The sequence below is a fragment of the Amycolatopsis sp. cmx-4-83 genome, from assembly GCF_046548815.1.
GTDB classification, from domain to species: Bacteria; Actinomycetota; Actinomycetes; order Mycobacteriales; family Pseudonocardiaceae; genus Amycolatopsis; species Amycolatopsis pretoriensis_A.
This window is the reverse complement of the sequence record NZ_JAEBEF010000002.1, coordinates 320,045-340,943: the sequence shown is the minus strand read 5'-3', so window position 1 is coordinate 340,943 and position 20,899 is coordinate 320,045. Positions and strand designations below refer to the sequence as shown.

The 20,899-nt window shown below is 71.2% G+C and carries 16 protein-coding genes; 7 read left to right on the top strand and 9 right to left on the bottom strand.

Going from position 1 to position 20,899, the window contains the following annotated elements; translation table 11 throughout:
• Positions 1–180 precede the first annotated feature (180 nt).
• Entirely contained in the window at positions 181–2,445 is a 2,265-nt protein-coding gene (locus ACLJQM_RS06635; protein WP_247017359.1) for a sodium-translocating pyrophosphatase, read from the bottom strand.
• A gap of 349 nt (positions 2,446–2,794) precedes the next feature.
• Between ACLJQM_RS06635 and ACLJQM_RS06630 the strand changes: the two genes are divergently transcribed.
• On the top strand, positions 2,795–5,209 hold the full coding sequence (locus tag ACLJQM_RS06630; RefSeq protein WP_360777738.1) for a DEAD/DEAH box helicase: 2,415 nt from the start codon (positions 2,795–2,797) through the stop codon (positions 5,207–5,209).
• 83 nt (positions 5,210–5,292) lie between these two features.
• Here the strand turns inward: ACLJQM_RS06630 and ACLJQM_RS06625 are convergent, their stop codons facing one another.
• From ACLJQM_RS06625 to ssd, 8 genes are all read right to left on the bottom strand, one after another.
• Positions 5,293–5,910, bottom strand: a complete 618-nt coding sequence (locus ACLJQM_RS06625) for a bifunctional DNA primase/polymerase (RefSeq protein WP_410630454.1) — start codon at positions 5,908–5,910, stop codon at positions 5,293–5,295.
• Between the two features lie 817 nt (positions 5,911–6,727).
• Positions 6,728–7,087 (bottom strand): Rv3654c family TadE-like protein, encoded by a 360-nt coding sequence (locus ACLJQM_RS06620; RefSeq protein ID WP_360777571.1) that lies wholly within the window; start codon positions 7,085–7,087, stop codon positions 6,728–6,730.
• The gene (locus ACLJQM_RS06615; protein ID WP_360777740.1) at positions 7,080–7,409 is read right to left on the bottom strand and encodes a TadE family type IV pilus minor pilin; all 330 of its coding nucleotides are present in this window, start codon (positions 7,407–7,409) and stop codon (positions 7,080–7,082) included. The genes ACLJQM_RS06620 and ACLJQM_RS06615 overlap by 8 nt, the downstream gene beginning before the upstream one ends.
• A gap of 20 nt (positions 7,410–7,429) precedes the next feature.
• The gene (locus ACLJQM_RS06610) at positions 7,430–7,606 is read right to left on the bottom strand and encodes a DUF4244 domain-containing protein (protein ID WP_410630453.1); all 177 of its coding nucleotides are present in this window, start codon (positions 7,604–7,606) and stop codon (positions 7,430–7,432) included.
• 25 nt (positions 7,607–7,631) lie between these two features.
• A complete protein-coding gene (locus tag ACLJQM_RS06605; RefSeq protein ID WP_410630452.1) occupies positions 7,632–8,336 on the bottom strand; it encodes a type II secretion system F family protein in 705 nt (234 codons plus the stop codon).
• Positions 8,333–9,091 carry a type II secretion system F family protein gene (locus ACLJQM_RS06600; protein WP_410630451.1) on the bottom strand — a complete coding sequence of 253 codons (759 nt, stop codon included), beginning with the start codon at positions 9,089–9,091 and terminating at the stop codon, positions 8,333–8,335. Before ACLJQM_RS06600 ends, ACLJQM_RS06605 begins: the two co-directional genes overlap by 4 nt.
• Before the next feature lie 46 nt (positions 9,092–9,137).
• Positions 9,138–10,289, bottom strand: a complete 1,152-nt coding sequence (locus ACLJQM_RS06595) for a TadA family conjugal transfer-associated ATPase (protein ID WP_410630450.1) — start codon at positions 10,287–10,289, stop codon at positions 9,138–9,140.
• A gap of 475 nt (positions 10,290–10,764) precedes the next feature.
• The gene (gene ssd, locus ACLJQM_RS06590; protein ID WP_360777579.1) at positions 10,765–11,838 is read right to left on the bottom strand and encodes a septum site-determining protein Ssd; all 1,074 of its coding nucleotides are present in this window, start codon (positions 11,836–11,838) and stop codon (positions 10,765–10,767) included.
• Positions 11,839–12,399: 561 nt separating this feature from the next.
• On the opposite strand from ssd, the gene ACLJQM_RS06585 reads away from it, so the two are divergent.
• From ACLJQM_RS06585 to ACLJQM_RS06560, 6 genes are all read left to right on the top strand, one after another.
• The gene (locus ACLJQM_RS06585; protein ID WP_247017343.1) at positions 12,400–13,230 is read left to right on the top strand and encodes an HAD family hydrolase; all 831 of its coding nucleotides are present in this window, start codon (positions 12,400–12,402) and stop codon (positions 13,228–13,230) included.
• A gap of 740 nt (positions 13,231–13,970) precedes the next feature.
• Positions 13,971–15,659 (top strand): glycoside hydrolase family 3 protein, encoded by a 1,689-nt coding sequence (locus tag ACLJQM_RS06580; protein ID WP_410630802.1) that lies wholly within the window; start codon positions 13,971–13,973, stop codon positions 15,657–15,659.
• Positions 15,656–16,933, top strand: coding sequence for an exo-beta-N-acetylmuramidase NamZ domain-containing protein (locus ACLJQM_RS06575; protein WP_410630449.1), 1,278 nt, complete (start codon positions 15,656–15,658; stop codon positions 16,931–16,933). The genes ACLJQM_RS06580 and ACLJQM_RS06575 overlap by 4 nt, the downstream gene beginning before the upstream one ends.
• A 47-nt stretch (positions 16,934–16,980) precedes the next feature.
• Positions 16,981–18,711, top strand: a complete 1,731-nt coding sequence (locus tag ACLJQM_RS06570) for a serine hydrolase (RefSeq protein ID WP_410630801.1) — start codon at positions 16,981–16,983, stop codon at positions 18,709–18,711.
• A gap of 295 nt (positions 18,712–19,006) precedes the next feature.
• Entirely contained in the window at positions 19,007–19,924 is a 918-nt protein-coding gene (locus ACLJQM_RS06565; RefSeq protein ID WP_247025465.1) for a MurR/RpiR family transcriptional regulator, read from the top strand.
• Positions 19,925–19,947: 23 nt separating this feature from the next.
• Complete coding sequence (locus ACLJQM_RS06560; RefSeq protein ID WP_247017339.1) at positions 19,948–20,877, top strand: N-acetylmuramic acid 6-phosphate etherase; 930 nt, start codon at positions 19,948–19,950, stop codon at positions 20,875–20,877.
• Positions 20,878–20,899 lie beyond the last annotated feature (22 nt).

Genomic DNA, 20,899 nt, shown 5'->3' with positions numbered 1-20,899 from the left:
CGGCACAGTAGGGCGGCGAAAACGGTTGACCGCGGCCGCACCTGTGCACCTCCTGCTCGACGACGTCCCGGAAGGGCCGACGGTACCGACTCGGTGCCGCTTCGCAAGTCGCCGAGCCTGTGTGGGATGCCCCGGGCCCGGCACGCGACGCTGCGTGCCGGGCCCGGGAACGAGTGCGCGTCAGGCCTTGATTTCCGTCGGGGTGTCGGAAAGAACCGTTCCCCGGCGCTTCGAGACCACGATCGCCGCCACGATCACGGCGACCGCGACGAGCGAGATGATGATGCGGACCGCGGCGTTCTCGTCCGGACCGATCGAGAACTGGACGACGGCGGGCGCGATCAGGACCGAGACCAGGTTCATGACCTTGATCAGCGGGTTGATCGCCGGGCCGGCGGTGTCCTTGAACGGGTCACCGACGGTGTCACCGATGATGGTGGCCTCGTGCGCGGACGAGCCCTTGCCACCGTGGTTGCCGTCCTCGACGAGCTTCTTCGCGTTGTCCCACGCGCCACCGGAGTTGGCGAGGAAGATCGCCATCAGGGTGCCGCAGGCGATCGCGCCGGCCAGGTACCCGGCGAGCGCGCCGGTGCCCAGGCCGAAGCCGACCGCGATCGGGGCGAAGACCGCCAGCAGACCCGGCGTCGTCAGCTCACGCAGCGAGTCGCGCGTGACGATGTCGACGACCTTGCCGTACTCGGGGCGGGTGGTGCCCTCCATGATGCCCGGGATGTCGCGGAACTGGCGGCGGACTTCGTAGACCACCGCGCCGGCCGCGCGGGAGACCGCGTTGACGGCGAGACCCGAGAACATGAACACCACGGCCGCACCGATGATCACGCCGACCAGGGTCGCCGGACCGACGATGTTGGCGACGAAGTCGGCGCCGTCGCCGATGGCCTTGGTGATCGCGTCCGAGTAAGAACCGAAGAGCGCGGTTGCCGCGAGGACCGCCGTCGCGATCGCGATGCCCTTGGTGATGGCCTTGGTGGTGTTGCCCACCGCGTCCAGCTCGGTGAGGATCTGCGCGGCCTTCTCGTCGACGTCGCCCGACATCTCGGCGATGCCCTGCGCGTTGTCCGAAACCGGGCCGAACGTGTCCATCGCGACGATGACGCCGACGGTGGTCAGCAGACCGGTACCGGCCAGCGCCACGGCGAACAGCGCGACACCGCCGCCCACCAGGTATGCGCCGAACACTGCTGCGCCGATCACCAACGCGGTGTACACAGCGGACTCGAAGCCGACCGAGATGCCCGACAGGATCACCGTCGCGCCACCGGTCTCCGACGTCTGCGCGACGTCCTTGACCGGCTTGTACTCGGTACCGGTGTAGTAGCCGGTGAGCTTCAGGATGATCGCGGCGAGCACGATGCCGATGATCACCGCGACGGTCGCGATGACCGCGGGGTTGCCCGCAGTCTTCTCGAAGCCCGCGCCGAAGTCGGAGAACCTGCTCGGCAGGTACACGAACGCCGCGATCGCCGACAGGACGGCGGAGATGACCGCGGAGATGTAGAACGAGCGGTTGATCGTGACCAGACCGCCTTCGCCGGCGCGCGCCTTGGTGATGTAGACACCGATGACGGCGGTGATGACACCGATGGCCGGGACGATCAGCGGGAAGATCAGGCCGTGCACGCCGAAGGCGGTGCTGCCCAGGATCAGCGCGGCGACGAGCATGACGGCGTAGGACTCGAAGAGGTCCGCGGCCATACCCGCGCAGTCACCGACGTTGTCGCCCACGTTGTCCGCGATGGTCGCGGCGTTGCGCGGGTCGTCCTCCGGGATGCCCTGCTCGACCTTGCCGACCAGGTCCGCGCCGACGTCGGCGGCCTTGGTGAAGATGCCGCCGCCGACACGCATGAACATCGCGATCAGCGCGGCGCCGAAACCGAAGCCCTCCAGGACCTTCGGCGCCTGACCGGTGTAGACCAGCACGACGACCGCGGCACCGAACAGGCCGAGGCCGACGGTGATCATGCCGACCACGCCACCGGTGCGGAAGGCCACGCGCATCGCGATCTCGCGGCCGCCTTCCTCGCGCGACGCGGCGGCCACGCGCAGGTTCGCCTGCGTGGCCAGCCACATGCCGAGGTAACCGATCGCGAACGAGAACGCCGCACCGACCAGGAAGAAGATCGAACGACCGATCTTCTCGTTCCAGTCGTCGGCGGGAAGTGCGAAGAGCAGGAGGAACACGATCACGCCGAAAATCGCGAGGGTGTTCCGCTGCCGCTTGAGGTAAGCGGCCGCGCCTTCCTGCACCGCCTTGGCGATGTCCTGCATCTTGGCGGTGCCCTGGCCTGCGGCCAGCACCTCCTTGAGCAGGACGTAGCCGATGACGAGTGCGGCAAGCGCGACCACGGCGACTACACCGACAATCGTGTAGCCAGCTCCGGAGAGCGTGATGGAACCGCCCTCCGCGAGGAACTGCCGTGACATTCGTCCTCCAGGAGACGTCGCCGATCGCCAGCGTCGACGGCAAGCCGAGGGTTCGACACGGCCGACGCTGGCATGGACCCTGTACCGAGCGACACGCTAGCCGGGACGCAATGCACGTCTCACATGACGCTCACCACAGAGGGTGTGGATTGCGGGAGTGTATTGGTATCGCAACCAGCGTCTTCACGCCGTCCCGGTGACGGCACATTCCGTTACCTTGTGAGCCTCCTCACTTGATCGATCACCCTTTCGCCGATCCGTTGGCGCAGTTGGGGATGCGAGAACTGTCGGACCCCTGTGCCAAGCTCGCCTGGTGGACGACTCACGAGGGCGGCGGCTGCTGGGGCGGGTGACCGCCGGCATCCCGTCGCGCGAGGACCCGGTCACCCACGTCGCGGACTTGCCGGGCCGCGAAGCGGGTTACGCAGAGTGGCCGTCGTGGGTGGATCCGGCGGTCGTCGCTGCGCTGCGTGACTGCGGTGTCTCGGCCCCTTGGGCGCACCAAGCCGAGGCGGCTTCGCACGCGTACGAGGGTCGGCACGTCGTGGTTTCGACCGGCACGGCGTCGGGCAAGTCGCTGGCCTACCAGCTGCCGGTGCTGTCGCGGCTGGCCGCGGGCGAGAAGGCGAACGCGCTCTACCTGTCGCCGACCAAGGCGCTGGGCGCCGACCAGCTGCGGTCGGTGTCCTCTTTGGACGTTCCCGGCGTGCGGGCGGCGGCGTTCGACGGGGACACCCCGATGGCCGAGCGCGACTGGGTGCGCGCGCACGCGAACTGGGTGTTCACGAACCCGGACATGCTGCACCGCGGCATCCTCTCGGCGCACGGGCGGTGGGCGTCGTTCTTCCGGCGGCTCAGCTGCGTGGTGGTCGACGAGTGCCACAGCTACCGCGGCGTGTTCGGCTCGCACGTGGCCTTGTTGCTGCGCCGGCTGCGGCGGGTGGCCGAGCACTACGGCGCTTCGCCGGTGTTCGTGCTCGCTTCGGCGACAACGGCTTCGCCTGCTTCGTTCGCTTCGCGGTTGACTGGAGTGCCTTGCGTCGCCGTGACGGACGACGCTTCTCCGCGCGGTTCCCGCACGGTGGTGCTGTGGGAGCCGCCGCTGCTGGAGGAGCTGACCGGCGAAAACGGCGCACCGGTCCGGCGTTCGGCCGGTGCGGAGACGTCGCGGATCCTCGCCGACCTCGTCGTCGAAGGGGCGCGGTCGCTGGCGTTCATCCGCTCGCGGCGGGGCGCGGAGCTGGCCGCGCTGGGTGCACGTCGCATTCTGTCCGAAGTGGACCCCGCGTTGGCGGAAACCGTTGCGGCGTACCGGTCCGGCTACCTCCCGGAGGAGCGGCGCGCACTCGAGGCCGCGTTGCTGTCGGGGCGGTTGCTGGGCGTCGCGACGACGAACGCGCTGGAGCTGGGCGTCGACATCGCGGGACTGGACGCGGTCGTGCTGGCCGGCTACCCGGGCACGCTCGCTTCGTTCTGGCAGCAGGCCGGGCGCGCCGGCCGCTCCGGTGATTCCGCGCTGGTGGTGTTCGTCGCGCGGGACGACCCGCTCGACACGTACCTGGTGCACCACCCGGCCGCCCTGCTCGAGCGGCCGGTGGAGACGGCGGTGCTCGACCCAGCGAACCCGTACGTGCTGGCGCCGCAGCTCGCGTGCGCCGTGGCCGAGTTGCCGCTGACGCTTTCCGAGCTCGAGGTGTTCGGCGGTGCGGCGGCGCTGGAGGTGCTGACCGAACTGGCGGAGCAGAAGCTGCTGCGGCGCCGGTCGAGCGGCTGGTACTGGACTTCGCGGGACCGGCCGCACGCCGAGGTCGGGATCCGCGGGACGGGCGGCGAGCAGATCGCGGTCGTCGAATCGGACTCCGGCCGGATGCTGGGGACGGTCGACCCGGGCTCGGCGTGCTTCGCCGTCCACCCGGGCGCGGTGTACCTGCACCAGGGGTCGTCGTACGTCGTCGACGAGCTGGACCTGGAGACCGGGCTGGCGCTGGTGCACGCGGAAAACCCCGACTGGACGACGACACCGCGCGAAGTCGTGGACATCTCGGTGCTGAGCACCCAGGAGAAGCAGGACTTCGGCGGGGTGAGCGTCTGCCTCGGCGAGGTGGCCGTGACGTCGCAGGTCGTCGGGTACCTGCGACGCCGGCCGTCCGGGGAGGTACTGGACCACACGCCGCTCGACCTGCCGGAGCAGAGCCTGCGCACGCGGGCGGTCTGGTACACGGTTTCCGCCGAGCTGCTCGGCGGCACTTCGGCCGATGGCGAGGCGGGGACCGGGGGCCATCGGGTGGGGACCGAATCTGCGGGGCCGGTGGGGACCGGGGAGGAAACCCTGGCAAGCGGTCGGGGGCCCGCTCACGAGGGTGGCAGGGCACCGGGGGGTGCCGGATTGGTTCCGGCACGGGTCCCCGGTGCCCTGCATGCCGCCGAGCACGCGGCGATCGGCCTGCTACCGCTGTTCGCTACGTGCGACCGATGGGACATCGGCGGGGTGAGTACCGCGTGGCACGAAGACACCGGGGAGGCGACGGTGTTCGTGCATGACGGCCATCCCGGGGGTGCGGGATTCGCCGAACGCGGTTATGCCGCGATTGTCCCGTGGCTGGTCGCTACGCGGGAGGCGATCGTCTCCTGCGAGTGCCCGACGGGATGCCCGTCCTGCGTTCAGTCGCCGAAGTGCGGGAACGGCAACGATCCGCTGGACAAGGCGGGTGCGATGGCTGTTCTGGAAACCGTGCTCGGGGCATTGCGTCAACACGGGAACTAGAACGGCCACTGGTGGTTCATGGAGTTGTGTCCTGCTCCGCCGCGGCCGGGCTGGGACCGGCCGCGGGCGGTGGTTCGGGTGGCTCAGGCCGCGGTGGTCTGGACCAGCTGCGGGGCTTCGGCACCGGCCAGCGCACGGACGAGCACGTCGTGCACCTCGGCGGCGTCCGGCAGCTGCCAGCCGCAGACCTCGGGCTTGACGCGCCAGTGCACGACACCGTGCTGGAACGGCGACGGCGGCAGCGGGATGTAGCTGTCCTTGCCGTGCCACTGGATGGCGGCGCGGGTGGCCAGCTCGGCCGGCACGCGGTCGGCGACGGTGGTCAGGAAGAGCCAGCGGCCGTTCGGCAGCGCGATGATCGGCGCCGGGTGGCCGAGGGCACGGAGCAGGCGGCAGGCGCGCTTGCCGAGTTCGTCGTCGACCTCGATGGCGTCGAGCACGGTGCCGGTCGCGACGAGGAGGCTGTGGGTGCGGTCGGAGAACCAGGTGGCGACGTCGTGGGCGTGGGTGCCGATCTCCTCGCGCCAGGCGTCACTCGCCGGCACCGGACGGCGCCAGGTGAGGTCGTCGCCCTCGGTGAGCGGAGCGGGGTTGACGCCCGGGAGCACCGGCCAGCCACGCCAAGCGAGTCCGATCGCCTCCGCCCGCAGTTCGATGCGGAAGGCGCCGCGCCAGCTGTCCGGCCAATTCGCGTCCAACATTGTCTTCCTGCCTTAGAGGTTCCGGTTCTCCGCGACCCGCTTAAACCCTGCCGTGGTGTCGCACATCTCACTTAACGGCAAGTTGCACATTGCCCGGAACCCCCGCGCGACAACCGGTGGTTACGGGGCGATGAACGCCCGGTGATCCGTACGGCCCGACCGAACCCGACGGCACGGATGGACGGCGAACGGCGACCGGTTGCGGACCGTTCGTCGTACGAATCCCCAGGACAGGACGGCCCTGGAGCAGGCGTGCGGCGGCCGCGACGCAGCTGTTCGGCCCAGGTGAGCGGGGTGTTCGACCGCTCACCGTGCATCAACGACCGCTGCCCGTGACGATGGGCCGCTCATCGTGAGGTCGAGGGGAACAGCCGGTCATCGCCGCATACCGACCGGTCGGCGCGGACGAACGGCAACGGCGGCCAGTGGCGATGAGCGGCTCGTCCGGCCGGCCGTCGCGCGGTGCGCCGCGGGATGGGCGGCGGTGGCCGGCCAGCTGCTGGCCACCGGGCCAGTCGGTGAACCTCCAGCGGCCACGCCGCGGCGGCCAGCCGACGGGACCGGCGCGCACCTCACGCGAGCAGGCCGGTCACGGTGGCTGGTCGGCGCGACCGGCACGGTCTCGAGCGGTCAAGCCCGGGTCGCGGTGACCACCCGGCGGACCGGCGCAGGCTGGTCACCGGCGGCCAACCGATGGGACCGGTACGGCCTCGATCAGGCTGGGTCACGGTATTTGGCCTGTGGGACCGGCGCGGGCCGGCGCAGGCCGGTCACCGCGGTCAGTCGGTGGGACCGGTACCCGCTCGGACGGGCTGGGTCACGGTGGTTGGCCAGTTGGACCGGCGCGGGCTCGGGCTGCTGGGGCGGGTAGGCCGGCGAGGGCTCCTGTTGGGGACTCGACCTCGATCAGGGCGTCCAGGCGTTGCCAGCGGCACGTCAGGAGCTTTACTCCCATCCGGTCGGTGACCCACCTGGCGCGTTCGCAGGCCTGCGTCGGCCCCTCCGCCGCGTGGGAGGCCGCTGCCAGGGCTCCCAGGTCGGCTGCTGTCTCTGCTCGGTGGCGGGCGATCGTCGCGGCTCCGAGCCAGATGCCGAGGGTGGCCACGCTCGTCAACGCCGCCACGGCCAGTGCCGACCAGATGGTGGCCGCTCCGCTGTCCGGGCGGTGGTCAGCCATCTTCGGTCCTGGTGCCCGGCTCGGCCACCGCGTAGGCCGTCGCGTTCAGGTGGAGTGCCGGGAGCAGGTTGCCGGCTGGTTGGGCCGTCACCTTCACCGTTATCGCGTCGCCTGCTTGCTCGATGGACAGGTTCGCGCCCGCTGGGGCGATCTGGTGGACGGCCGCGGCCGCTCGCTCGGGTTGGCCTCTCGAGAGGAGCCTGGCCGCCTCGCGGGCTGCGTCCGTGCAGCGCAGTTGGCTCGTCAACGCCGTCAGGGCCGCTACCAGCAGCACTGTCGTCACCGTCAGGCCGGCCAGGCCGAGGGCCGCTTCGACCGTCACCGTGCCTTCGTCGCGGCGGGTCACGATGGCACCGTCAGGGCCTTCATGACCAGGTTCGTCAGCCACGAGACCACCGAGTCTCCGGTGAGCAGTGTGTAGAGGACGGCCGCGAACGCCGCGACGGCCACGGTGACGATCGCGTATTCGACGGTCGTCGAGCCGTCGTCCGAGCGGGAGCGGCGGGTGAACGCGCGCATGGGTTCTTCCCTTCAGTACTGGTGGTCAGAAGAGCGGGCCGAGGTGGCCGGCCAGGCCGAGGACGACCGGCAGCACGCCCAGGCAGAAGAAGGCCGGCAGGAAACACACGCCCACCGGCAGGGCGAGCGCCACCCCGGCCCGTTCGGCGCGTTCCTCCGCTTCCGCGGCCAGCTCGTCGCGGAACCGGCCGGCGAGGTCGGCGGCCGCCGCGGCAAAGGCCGCGCCGGAGCGGGACGTCCGGATGGCCGCGCCCGCCAGTTCGGCGAGGCCAGGAGCGGTACGCACCGGTTCCCACGCCTCTTCCGGACGGGAACCGAGGGCCAGGAGGCCGGCGGTCGAGCGCATCACCGCACCCGCTTCGGTGGGCGCGGTGCCGGCGACGGCTTCGAGCGCCGACGGAACCGGCAGCCCCGCTCGCAGGCAGGCCGCCAGGAGGTCGAGCGTTCCCGCGAGCCGGAGCCTGGTCGCGATGTCCGCCGTGGGTGCGCGTGGACGGCGCGTGCGGTGCATCGCCCACCAGCCGGTGGCGGTCACGATCGCGCCCAGGGCCACCCCGGCCACTCCGCCGATCAGTACGGCTGTCGATACCCCGGCCGACGCTGTCGCGATGGGGACTACCGCGCGTGGCCACTTCCGGACGGAGTGGGATTGGCCGAAGCGCCTCGCCACGGTGTCGTCCGGCCAGATGAGCAGGGCTGAGGCCATGAGGACCAGTGCGGCCGCGTTCATCGGATGCGCGTCCGTCCGGTCAAGGCGCGGCACCACGCCGTTCCTGCCCAGAGCAGACCGCTGCCCGCGATCAGGAGCAGCTGGCCGGGGGTGCTCCCGGTCAGCACCGTCAGCGGGGCCGCGCCCATGGCCTGACCGAGCAGCAGGCACAGGACCGGGAGGCCGGTCAGCACCGCCGCGCTCGCTCGGGGGCCGGCCAGCTTCGCACGCATCCGGCGGGCGAACGCCAGGCTCGCTTCGGCGTCGCGGCGGGTCGCGTCGAGGACGTCGGCCATCGGCAAGCCGTAGCGCTTGCCCAGACTCCAGGCCGCGGCCAGCTCGGGCAGGGCTGGTGCGCGCGGTTCGCTGTCGAGCCGGGCCGCCGTCGCCAAGGAGCGGAGGTCGTTCGCCAGCGCCGGGACGACGTCCGCGGCCGCTTCCGCCGCGGTGACGGGGTGGGCGCCGGAACGCAGCTCGGCCACCATCGTCCGCAACGCGGTCGCGGTGTGCGCCGCCATCGCGAGCTCCGCGCCGGCGCGTCGGTGGGCTCGCCACTCCTGGCGCCAGGCCAGCGTCAGCATGCCCGCAGCGATCGCACCGCCGATTCCCGCCACCAAACCCGCGAGTGCCGTGGGGAACAGCCAGCGGACGACGCGCCACACGTCGGGGACGCGGATCGTCGTCGGTGGCTCGATCACCGCTTGGAGCCGGTTCGGTGGTGCGGGCCAGCACGCCAGCGCCGCGCCGACGCACAGCGGGAACCACGCCGTGATCATCGGCGTCTCCTTCGCTCGCGCGGGAAATCGTTTGACAGCAGGAGGTTCAGCACGCGATCGCCCCCGAGTTCACGAACAGGTGGCGGTCGATCGTCCAGCGGCCCGCGCGCCACACCGGCACCACCCGGGCCCGGCCGTGTTCGGTGCGGAGCACGCCGACCTCGGCGAGTCGACGTCGGCCGCCCAGCTCGCGGCGCATGTGCAGGACCACGCGGATCGCCGCGACCAGCTGGCTGTGCACGGCTTCGCGGCCGAGACCGCCCAGCGCGGCGAGGGCCTCGATGCGGGCCGGGACCTCCGCCGGGGAGTTCGCGTGAACCGTGCACGCACCGCCGTCGTGACCCGTGTTCAGCGCGGTGAGCAACGCGCCGACCTCGGCGCCGCGAACCTCACCGACCACCAGCCGGTCGGGTCGCATGCGCAGCGCCTGGCGCACCAGCTCGGGCAGGCCGACCGCGCCCGCACCCTCCACATTGGCCGGACGGGCGACGAGGCTGACGAACTGCGGGTGCGCCGGCTGCAGCTCGCCGGCGTCCTCGACGCAGACGATCCGCTCGCCCGGGTCGACCGCGCCGAGCAACGCGGCGAGGAGCGTGGTCTTGCCCGCGCCGGTGCCGCCCGTGACGAGGAACGCCATCCGCCTGGTGACGACGGTCTGCAGCAGCTTCGCGCCTTCGGCATCGAACGCGCCGAGTGCGCGGAGAGCGGTGAGGTCGTGCGTCGCCGGGCGGAGGACGCGCAGGGACAGGCAGGTGCCGGCCGTCGCGATCGGCGGGAGGACGGCGTGGACGCGGATCCGGCCGTGCGGGCCGGCGCCGGGGAGCCAGCCGTCCACATAGGGCTGGGCGTCGTCGAGGCGGCGGCCCGCCGCGAGGGCGAGGCGCTGGGCCAGGCGGCGGACGGCTTCTTCGTCGGTGAAGCGGACGGAGGTGCGGGTGAGGCCGGTGGGGCCGTCCGTCCAGACCTCTTCCGGGCTCGTCACGAGCACGTCGGTGGTGTTCGGGTCCTCGAGGAGTGGGGCCAGCGGGCCGGCGCCGATGAACTCGTCGCGGGCTTGGCGGGCCGCGTCGAGGACGGCGCTGTGGCCGAGGGCGCCGCCTGCCTCGGCGCGGACGGCGGTGGCGACGGCGACCGGGTCGGCCTGGCGGCGGTCGCCGGCCAGGCGGTTGCGGACGCGGTCCACGAAGTCGGTCGTCATGGGCTCACCGCCTTGGTCGGAGGGTGGATCGGGGTGGCTGGGGCTGTGACGTGGGTGCCGGTCGGTGGCGGGAAGGGCTCCGTCGGGGCGCACGTCGAGGTGGCTTCAGCCGTGACGCGGGTACCTGGCCGTGCCTGGGGCGGCGGTTGGGCGGGAGTGGCGTTAGCTGTGACGCGGGTGCCTAGCCGTGCCTGGGGCGGCGGCTGGGCGGGAGTGGCGCTGGCCGTGACGCGGGTGTCGGTCGGTGGCGGGAAGGGCTCCGTCGGGGCACGCGTCGGAGTGGCTTCGGCCGTGACGCGGGGGCCTGGCCGTGCCTGGGGCGGCGGCTGGGCGGGAGTGGCGTCGGCTGTGACGCGGGTGCCCCGTCGTCGCGGGGGTGGTAGCAGTGCGAGGAAGTTCTTGGCGCTTGCCGGGCTGCGGGTTGCCAGCGTCAAAAGAGCGGGCAGGAGGAGGTCGCGCACTCTGGTCGGGGTGCTCATCGGGTGGCTGCCCGGGCTTCGCGGCGGGCTGCGGTCAGGACTCGGGCTGCCGCCTTGGCCACCGGGCCGGTTGATTTGGCCGGGAACTCGCCGCGCTCCACTGCGGCGGGGAGGCCGCGTTCCGGGGGCATCGAGGCCAGTACGGGTGGGCCCAGGAGGCCGGCCGCGTGGGCTTGGGGAGCGTCGGCTCTCGAACGTCCACATGCGACCACCCCCGTTCGGGCCGTCAGCTCCGACAGGCGGCGCAGGACCTGCTTCGCCGCCAGGCAGGCGCGGAGTTCCACCGGGACCACCAGCACCACCAGGTCGGCGACCGCCACCGCTTCCGCGGCCGCGTCGGTGAGGGTGCGGGGGAGGTCGCACACCACCGTGCGGCCCGAGCGGCGGCCCGCGGAGAGGACCGCCGACAGGGATTCGACCGAGGGGCCTTCGCCCTCGGGGCCGCACGCCAGCACCGGCAGGCTGCCGCCGCGGTGTCTTCGCCGTGGGAGGGTCGCGGCCAGCGATGGCAGTGAGACGCGGCCGGTCAGGCGCACGTCCGACCAGCGCGGGCCGGGTGCCTTTTCCAGGCCCAGCAACACATCCAGGCCGCCGCCGAGTGGGTCGCAGTCCACCAGCAGGGCGCCGCCCGGCTCCCGGTCCGCTGCCAGCGCCAGCGTCGCCGCGAAGACGGACGCGCCCGCGCCTCCTCGACCGCCGACGACACCGAGCACCAGGCCGGGTTCCTCCGCCGGTGTTTCGACGACGTCGGCGAACGCGCCGGCGAGTTCGGTCTCCTCGTCGGGCAACGAGATCACGCGCTCGACGCCGCCGCGGAACGCGTGGCGCCACGTCTCCGGTCCCGGGCTGCCCTTGCAGACCAGCAGGATCCCGGGGCGCCGGGGCAGGGCCGGTGGCAGGCGCACGGCTTCTTCGTCGAGGACCACCAGGGGCGCGCGGGCCCAGTGGCCGTGTGCCGCGGTCAGGTCCGGTGCCCGGTCCAGCTCGCAGCCCGCGACCGCCGCCACGCGCAGTATCTCGTCGAGCACGGTTTCGTCCGCGGCGACCACCAGCGGTCGTTCCCCCGTCATGCGTTCCTCCCCCGTCGTCGGTGCGGGCCGTGGGTGGCCCGGCTTCCACCGTCGCGGGCGGGGGCACGGAGGCACAACGGGTCGGGCGGCGGGCTGTGGACAACCCGGGTGCTGTGGACAACTTCGGCCCGGGGAACCGCTCGCGAACCGGTTTTGTCGGTGGGCCGTGGCAGGATCGCGCCCACCCGTGACGCACGTGCGGTGGAAAGCGGCGTGAACCGCCGCAGCCGGCGAGCCGCCGCGACCGGAAAGCGGATTCCTCGCTGGCCAAAGAAAATCGGCGAAGGTTAGCGGAAGGTAAGAGGGCGGCCCTCGCCAGGGGGGAGGGACGAGGGCCGCCGTGGGTTCAGCCCCGGGGGGTCGGACTGAACCGGCCCGGTTGGACACCGGGCTCCCTCACTGTAACTCCGCCGGGCGCCGGTTCGCGCGCCGGACGAGGCACACAGTTCGGTAACGGCACAGCGCGCCGGAAGTGCCTTCCTGTCATGGAATTTCCGGCGGCGCGGCGCGTCCGTGGTGGATCAACGGGACGCGCCGCGATCAAGCTCTTATCCTGGGCACGTGGCCGAACCGAGCAGTGCGCCGTCGCGCACCCGGAAGCCGGGCCCGGAGCACGCGGTGGCCGCGTTCTTCGACCTGGACAAGACGATCATCGCTTCGTCGAGCGCGCTGGCGTTCAGCAAACCGTTGCTGAGGGAGGGTTTGATCAACCGTCGCGCCGCGTTGCGAAGCGCCTACGCGCAGCTTGTGTTTTCGCTCGCCGGCGCCGACGAAAACAAAACCGAGAGGTTGCGCGCCGAGGTTTCCGCGCTGTGCGCGGGCTGGGACGTCGCCCAGGTTTCGTCGATCGTCCGCGAAACCCTGCACGACGTCGTCGACCCGCTCGTGTACGCGGAAGCGGCGGAACTGATCGCGCGCCACCGCGCGGACGGCCACGACGTCATCGTGCTTTCGGCGACCGGCGAGGAGGTCGTCGCGCCCGTCGCCGAAATGCTCGGGGCGACCCGCAGCGTCGCGACGCGGATGCAGATCGTCGACGGCCGCTACTCCGGCGAAGTCGACTTCTACTGCTACGGGGCTAACAAGGCCGTCGCGGCGAAGCAGCTTGCCGCGACCCACGGCTACGACCTCGCCGAGTGCTTCGCCTACACCGACTCGAGCACCGACATCCCGCTGCTCGAGGTGGTCGGGCACCCGCACGCGGTCAACCCGGACAAGCTCCTGCGGCGCGAGGCGCTCGACCGCGGCTGGCCGATCCTGGCGTTCGACCGGCCGATGTCGCTGCGCACCCGGATCCCCACCCGATCGGCGGGGATCGTGGCCCTCGGCGTCGGCGCGGTGGCCGCCGGAGCGACCTGGTACGGCCTCAGCCGTCGCCGTCGGTCCCGGTAGCCGGCGGGCCTCGCCACCCACACGGCCGTACGGCCGCCACTTTGCTTGGCCCAGCCCCGAATTGTCCGTCGCGCTGGGTGCCTGTGTCACCCGATCCAGCCTCTGTACCGGTGCACCCATCCGCGCACTTGAAGTGACCGGGCTCACGGCGTAGAAAGTAGGTGCGGACGTTCGGTCGGCCAGGGAACAGGTAGAAGAGAAGCCTGTTCCACCCCGGCAAACCTCCGTGCGCGGACTCCGGGTACCCACGCGCAGCGCGCCGCGGGAGGCTCGTCGTCTAGGGACTGCGTAGTGGGACGCCACACGCCGAGTCCATGTAGGTACGACCAGAGTTGCACGCTTGGTCGCCCGAGAAGTTCGCGCTTGCAGGCGGCGCCCGTGGCCCTTGGCCACGGGCGCCGCCTCGTCTATTTGGCGAGTGGGTGCGTGCGCGGCACGCGAGCCCGGGCCACGCCACCCGTTCGGACCTCTGTGCACGTTGCGAACGGCGACTTTCCTACCGATCCGGGTACGAACGGTCCGTTGGTGCGGTCGGTCGATGGACATCACCGGATTCGGTGAGTAGCTTCCCGATACTGGCGCCTCCGAGTGGACTTCTCACGTCCGCCGGGCGCCCGCAACTTTCTGGGAGGCTGGTCGTGACGACCCGAAATCGGAGGTTCCATGCGCTCGCCCTGCCCGTCGCGGGGGTGCTCGCGTTCACCGGTGTGGGTGTCGCGACCGCGGCGAGCGCGCCGCGGATGAGCGTGGACGCGCAGGCCGAGGCCGCCGCCACGCAGGCGCTGCGGGGGCTGACGCTGGAAGAAAAGGTCGGGCAGCTGTTCATCACCTGGGTGAACGGCAAGACGGCCGACGAGGTGAACCCGAAGAACCAGACCGACTTCGGCGTGGACACCCCGGCGCAGGTGGTCCGAAAGTACCACCTGGGCGGTGTCATCTACTTCAACAACGACACGCGCGACAACTTCGACGACCCGGTCCAGGTCGCCAAGCTGTCCAACGGGCTGCAGAAGGCCGCCATCACCAGCGGGGCCCACATCCCGTTGCAGGTCGCCGCCGACCAGGAGGGTGGCACCGTCACGCGGATGGGGGCGCCGGCCACCGAGTTCCCGAACGCCATGGCCATCTCCGCCGGGCGGGACACCGGGCGGGCGACGAAGGCCGCCACCATCCTCGGCCAGGAACTGCGGGCCGTCGGGATCAACCAGGACTTCGCGCCCGATTCGGACGTCAACTCGAACCCCGCCAACCCGGTCATCGGCGTGCGGTCCTTCGCCGGCCAGCCCGGGCTGGCCAGTGACTTCGTCACCGCCGAGCTCAAGGGCTTCCAGAAGTCCGTGGCCGCGACCAGCAAGCACTTCCCGGGGCACGGCGCCGCGCCGACCGACAGCCACACCGGGCTGCCGCGGATCGACAGCACCGAGGCGCAGTGGCGGGCCACCGACGTGCCGCCGTTCAAGGCCGCCATCGCGGCCGGTGTCGACTCGATCATGAGCGCGCACATCCAGTTCCCCAGCCTCGACCCGTCGCTCGAACCCGCGACGCTGTCGAAGCCGATCATCACCGGCAAGCTGCGCAACGAGCTCGGGTACAACGGGGTCGTCGTCACCGACGCCCTCGAGATGCAGGGCGTGCGCCAGCTGCACAGCGACGCCGAGATCCCGGTGCTCGCGCTGAAGGCCGGCATCGACCAGCTGCTCATGCCGGTGCACCTCGACCTCGCCATCAACTCGGTGCTCACCGCTGTGAAGACCGGCGACATCCCGGTGCAGCGGATCGACCAGAGCGTGCTGCGCGTGCTGAAGCTGAAGTTCAAGCGCGGCATCCTGTTCTCGCCGTTCGTCGACACGAACCGCGTCATGAAGACCGTGGGCATCCCGGCGAGCCTCGCCACCGCGCAGGACATCGCCGACCGCGGGATCACGGCCGTAGCGAACGACGCCGGGGTGCTGCCGCTCAAGCAGAAGCCCGCGACCGCGCTCGTCACCGGCTGGGGTGTCTCGACCACCGCGACCCTCGCCCAGAAGCTGACCGCGCACGGTACGGCCGCGACCGCCTACCAGACCGGCCAGGCCCCGACGGACGCGCAGATCGCGCAGGCGGTCGCGAACGCCAAGAACACCGACCTGGTCGTCGTGCTGACCAACAACATCGCCGCCTTCCCGCTGCAGACCAAGCTGCTCGACGCCCTGCAGGCCACCGCGAAACCGGTCGTCGCGGTCGCCGCGCAGATCCCGTACGACGCCGGCTACCCGAGCACCGTCAAGACGTGGCTGGCCACCTACGGCTACATCACGCCGACTCTCGAAGCGCTGGCCAAGGTGGTGCTCGGCGAGACGAAGCCGGTCGGGAAGCTGCCGGTCGACATCCCGGCGGGCGCCGACCTGACCACGGTCAAGTACCCGTTCGGCCACGGGCTGACCTGGTGACGCTCAACCGGCGCCACTTCCTGGGCGCGAGCGCGGCCGCCGTCCCGGTCCTGGCGGGCGGCTCGGCCGTCGCGGGTGCCCAGCCGGAGCAGCCGGCGCAAGCCGAACAGAACCACGGACGGGTGCTCACCGGTGCGGAGCAGCTGGCCGCGCAGGGCTGGCGGCCGCTCAAGGGCCGCAAGCTCGGGGTGCTGTCGAACCCCACCGGCGTGCTACTCAACGGCGACCACATCGTCGACTCGATGGTCGCGGCCGGCGTCAAGCCGGTCGCGGCCTTCGGGCCCGAGCACGGCTTCCGCGGCAGCGCGCAGGCCGGCGGCTCCGAAGGCGACTACACCGACCCTCGCACGGGTGTCCCGGTGTACGACGCGTATGGCGTCGACGCGACGAAGCTCGCTTCGCTGTTCACCAAGGCGGGCGTCGACACGGTGGTGTTCGACATCGCCGACGTGGGCGCGCGCTTCTACACCTACATCTGGTCGCTCTACACGGCGATGGTGGCCGCGGCGCAGGTCAAGGCCGCTTTCGTCGTGCTCGACCGGCCGAACCCGATCGGCGGCCGGGCGGCCGGCCCGCTGCTCGACCCGAAGTTCTCCTCGGGGATCGGCAGGAAGCCGATCGTCCAGCAGCACGGCATGACCGCGGGTGAGCTGGCGCGCTACTTCGCCGAGGAGTTCCTGCCCGGCGACGGCGTGCAGCTGGATCGCCTCGAAGTCGTCCAGGTCCGCGGCTGGCAGCGCGACACGCTCTTCGCGCAGACCGGGCTGAACTGGGTGCTGCCGAGCCCGAACATGCCGACCCCGGACACCGCGCTCGTCTACCCGGGCACCGGGATGTTCGAGGGCACCGTGTTCTCCGAAGGCCGCGGGACGACCCGGCCGTTCGAGATCATCGGCGCGCCCGGGCTCGACTGGCGCTGGCGGGAGAAGCTCGAGGACCTCGCGCTGCCGGGCGCGAAGTTCCGCGAGACCTACTTCGTGCCGACGTTCAGCAAGTTCGTCAACCAGACCTGCGGTGGCGTGCAGCTGAGCGTGAGCGACCCACGGGCCTTCGACGCGATCCGGACCGCGGTCGCCATGCTCGTCACGGCGAAGGCGCTGCACCCGGACGTCTTCGCGTGGCGCCCGGACAACTACATCGACAAGCTCTCCGGCTCCGACCGGCTGCGCACCATGGTCGACGCCGGGGCGGGCGTCGACGAGGTCACCGGGGCCTGGCGGGCCGAGCTCGCCGAGTTCGACCGCAGACGTCGCCACTACCTGCTCTACCGCTGAGGGGGAAGCTCGTGCGTGCTAGGAAGGTCCTCGCCGCGGCCGCCGGAGTGCTGGTCGCGCTGACCACGTTGACCGTGTCGGATTCGGGAGCCAGCGCCATCACGGGACACCACGACGCCGGCCGTTTCGACCGGCCGCAGCGGGGGTTCGCCCCGGCGTGGACGACCCTGCGCGCCGGACCCCCGCAGCAAGTGGGCCTCGACCCGGCGCCGATGAAGGCGGCCGAGGACTTCCTGGCGAGCTGGACCAAGCCGGACGCCACCGGGCACCCGCACTTCTCCGGCGCGGTGGGCCTGCTGGCGCACGACGGCGTCGTCGTCGACCGGTACGCGGTCGGCGGCGCGCTGCGGTACGCCGACGCCGCGGGCACCGAACTGCCCGCCGACCAGCAGGTCCCCATGAAGAACGACACGATCTTCGACATGGCTTCGATCTCGAAGCTGTTCACGTCGATCGCCGTCCTGCAGCTCGTCGAGCGCGGGCAGCTGACCATCGACACCCCGGTGTCCCGCTTCTTCCCCGAGTTCGCCACCGGCGACAAAGCGGCCATCACGGTCAAGATGCTGCTCACGCACGTCTCCGGGTTCGACGCCGACCCGATCCCCTCGCTCTGGGCCGGCTACCCGGACATCCCGTCGCGCCGCCAGGCCGTGCTCGACAGCCCGCTGAAGAACAAGCCGGGCACGACGTACCTCTACTCCGACATCAACCTGCTCACGCTCGGCTTCATCGTCGAGAAGCTGACCGGGCAGACCCTCGACAAGGTCGTCCACGACCGGATCACCGCGCCGCTCGGAATGGTCGACACCGGGTACAACCCGCCCGCGTCGAAGCTGAACCGGATCGCCGCGACGGAGTTCGAGGCGAACCCGCCGCGCGGGATGGTCCGCGGCAGCGTGCACGACGAGAACGCGTGGTCGCTCGGCGGCGTCGCCGGGCACGCCGGGGTGTTCAGCACCGCCGGCGACATGGCCACCCTCGCCCAGACGATGCTCAACGGCGGCAGCTACCGCGGGCACCGGATCCTGGGCGAAGAGACCGTGCGGCAGATGATGCTGACGAACTACAACCAGCAGTTCCCGGACGACGCGCACGGCTTGGGCTTCGAGCTCGACCAGCCCTGGTACATGGGCGCGCTGGCGTCGCCGGTCACCGCGGGCCACACCGGCTTCACCGGGACGACGCTGGTCATCGACCCGGAGTCGCGTTCCTTCGCGATCCTGCTGACCAACCGGGTGCACCCGAGCCGCGGCTGGGGCTCGATCAACACCGCCCGCCAGGTGTGGGCGACGTCGCTGGCCAGGGCCATGGCGGTGCGGCCGGCGGTCGGGAAGGACGCCTGGGCGAGCACGCTGGGTAATGCGAGCGTCGCCACGCTGAGTACTCGGCCTTTTACCACGGAGAGCGATCAAGCCCGCGTCTCGTTCTACGCTTTCGTGGACACCGAAGGCCCGACTGATCCACTTCAGCTGCAAGCCAGCACCGACGGGGTGAACTGGCAACCGATCGCCGTATCGGTATCCGGACCGGGGGCACCCTCCGGAAGCGTGACGTCGCTCTCCGGACACGGCCACCGTGCCTGGTGGAAGGTCATCGGGACGCTGCCGCACGCGGCCTCGATCAGCCTCCGCTGGCGTTACAGCACCGATCCGAACTACACGGGACGCGGAGTTTCGGTCGACGGTGTGAAAGTCACCGAGAGCGGCCGATCACTCCTCGACGGTGAACGAAACCCGGCCGCTTTCGTCGCGGAGGGTTGGCAGTTGAGCGCTCGGTGAGCGATCTGTCGCCGAACGTCGACCACCAGCCCGAGTTTACCGTCCGCTTGCCGCTTGCACCGCGACACTAAGTTGCCAAGTCGTTAGCTTGACCTCGTTAACAAGACCGACCTGGTTGGCGACTTTCTGGTCAGTGATTAATCGCAAATCCAGATCCGCAGACACGGATGGGTTGCGATAGGACTGAAGGGTGTGGGTAGCCTTGTCGCAGATGCCAACGGTTAGTAACTTTCCGACGGTGAATGATACCGAATCCGTAGTCGGCACGGCACCGTCCGAGCCCGTATCGGTCCAGATGGCCGCACGGGACGCGGACTCCAGCCCGCTGGTGCGCATTCGGTCGTTGCTCCCCGGCCTGGCCCGCGCCGAGCAGCGCGTGGCGAAGGTCGTGCTGGAGGATCCCGCGCACGTCGCGAGACGCAGCATCACCGAGGTGGCCCTGGCCGCCAACACGAGTGAGACGACGGTGACGCGCTTCTGCAAGGCCGTCGGCGTCGGCGGGTACCCGCAGCTGCGCATCGCGCTGGCCGCGGACACCGCCCGCACCGAGGCGCGCACCACGCGCAATCTCGGCGGCGAGATCGGCCCGGAGGACGACCTGGCCGCCGTGATCGGCAAGGTCAGCTTCGCCGACGCCCGCGCGGTCGAAGAGACGGCCGACCAGCTCGACGTCGCCACGCTGGAGCGCGTGATCGAGGTCGTCGCGAGCGCCGGCCGCGCGGACGTCTACGGCGTGGGCGCCAGCGCCTTCGTCGCCGCGGACCTGCAGCAGAAGCTGCACCGCATCGGCCGCGTGTGCTTCGCGTGGTCGGACACGCACATCATGCTGACCTCGGCCGCGGTGCTGAGCCCGGGCGACGTCGCGATCGGCGTCTCGCACACCGGCGCGACCACCGACACCGTCGAGGCGCTGCGGGTGGCCCGGGAGCACGGCGCGATCACCATCGCCGTGACGAACTTCCCGCGGTCCCCGATCACCGAGGTCGCCGACTACGTTTTGACGACCGCGGCACGGGAAACCACGTTCCGTTCGGGGGCGACGGCGAGCCGCATCGCCCAGCTCACCGTCATCGACTGCCTGTTCATCGGCGTCGCGCAGCGGCACATGGACGCGTCGGTCAACGCCCTGGACGCCACCAGGGACGCGGTCGGCTCGCACCGCCTGGGGGTCAGGCCGGACGGTCGTCGCCGTCCGCGGGAAACCGGCAAGTAGTGACCGGAGAAAATGTGAGGCGCATGATGACCGTCCCCGTGCAGGCGGTGCACGTCGATTCGCCGACCGAGACCCGCAATCCCCGCACCACGGACATCGACCTGATGTCCACCGCGGGGATCCTGGGTGCGATCAACGCCGAGGACCGCACGGTCGCCGGCGCCGTGGCCGAGGTGCTGCCGCAGGTGGCCCGTGCGGTGGACTACGCGGTCGACGCCCTGCGGGCCGGTGGCCGGGTGCACTACGTCGGTGCGGGGACGTCCGGACGCCTAGCCACGCTGGACGCGGCCGAGCTGGTGCCGACGTTCAACGTGCCGGCCGACTGGTTCATCGCGCACCACGCCGGTGGCGAGCGCGCGCTGCGCCAGGCCGTCGAAAACGCGGAGGACGACGACGGGGCCGGCGCGGCCGAGATGGCCGCCATGGTCCAGCCGGGCGACTTCGTGCTGGGGCTGACGGCGTCGGGCAGGACGCCGTACGTCTTGGGTGCGCTGCTCGCGGCCCAGCGCCAGGGCGCGCACACCGGCCTGGTGTCGGGCAACGCGCGGGCCGCCAAGCCGGCGGGCGTCGACGTGCTCATCGCCGTCGACACCGGTCCGGAGGCGATCGCCGGGTCGACCCGGATGAAGGCGGGCACGGCGCAGAAGATGATCCTCACGTCGTTCTCGACGGCGACGATGATCAAGCTGGGCCGGACCTACTCCAACCTGATGGTCAGCATGCGGGCGACGAACGCGAAGCTGCGCGGCCGGACCATCCGGATCCTGCAGGAAGCCACTGGCATGACGATGGCGGACTGCTCGGACGCGCTCACCGAGGCCGGGGGCGACCTCAAGGTGGCGCTGGTGCACCTGCTTTCGGGCACCGACGTCACGAGCGCGGCCAAGGCGTTGCACACCGCCGGCGGACACGTTCGCAAGGCGCTGGACATGGTGCGCGTGCGCGCTAGCTAGGACGCATTGCCGTTCATCTGTT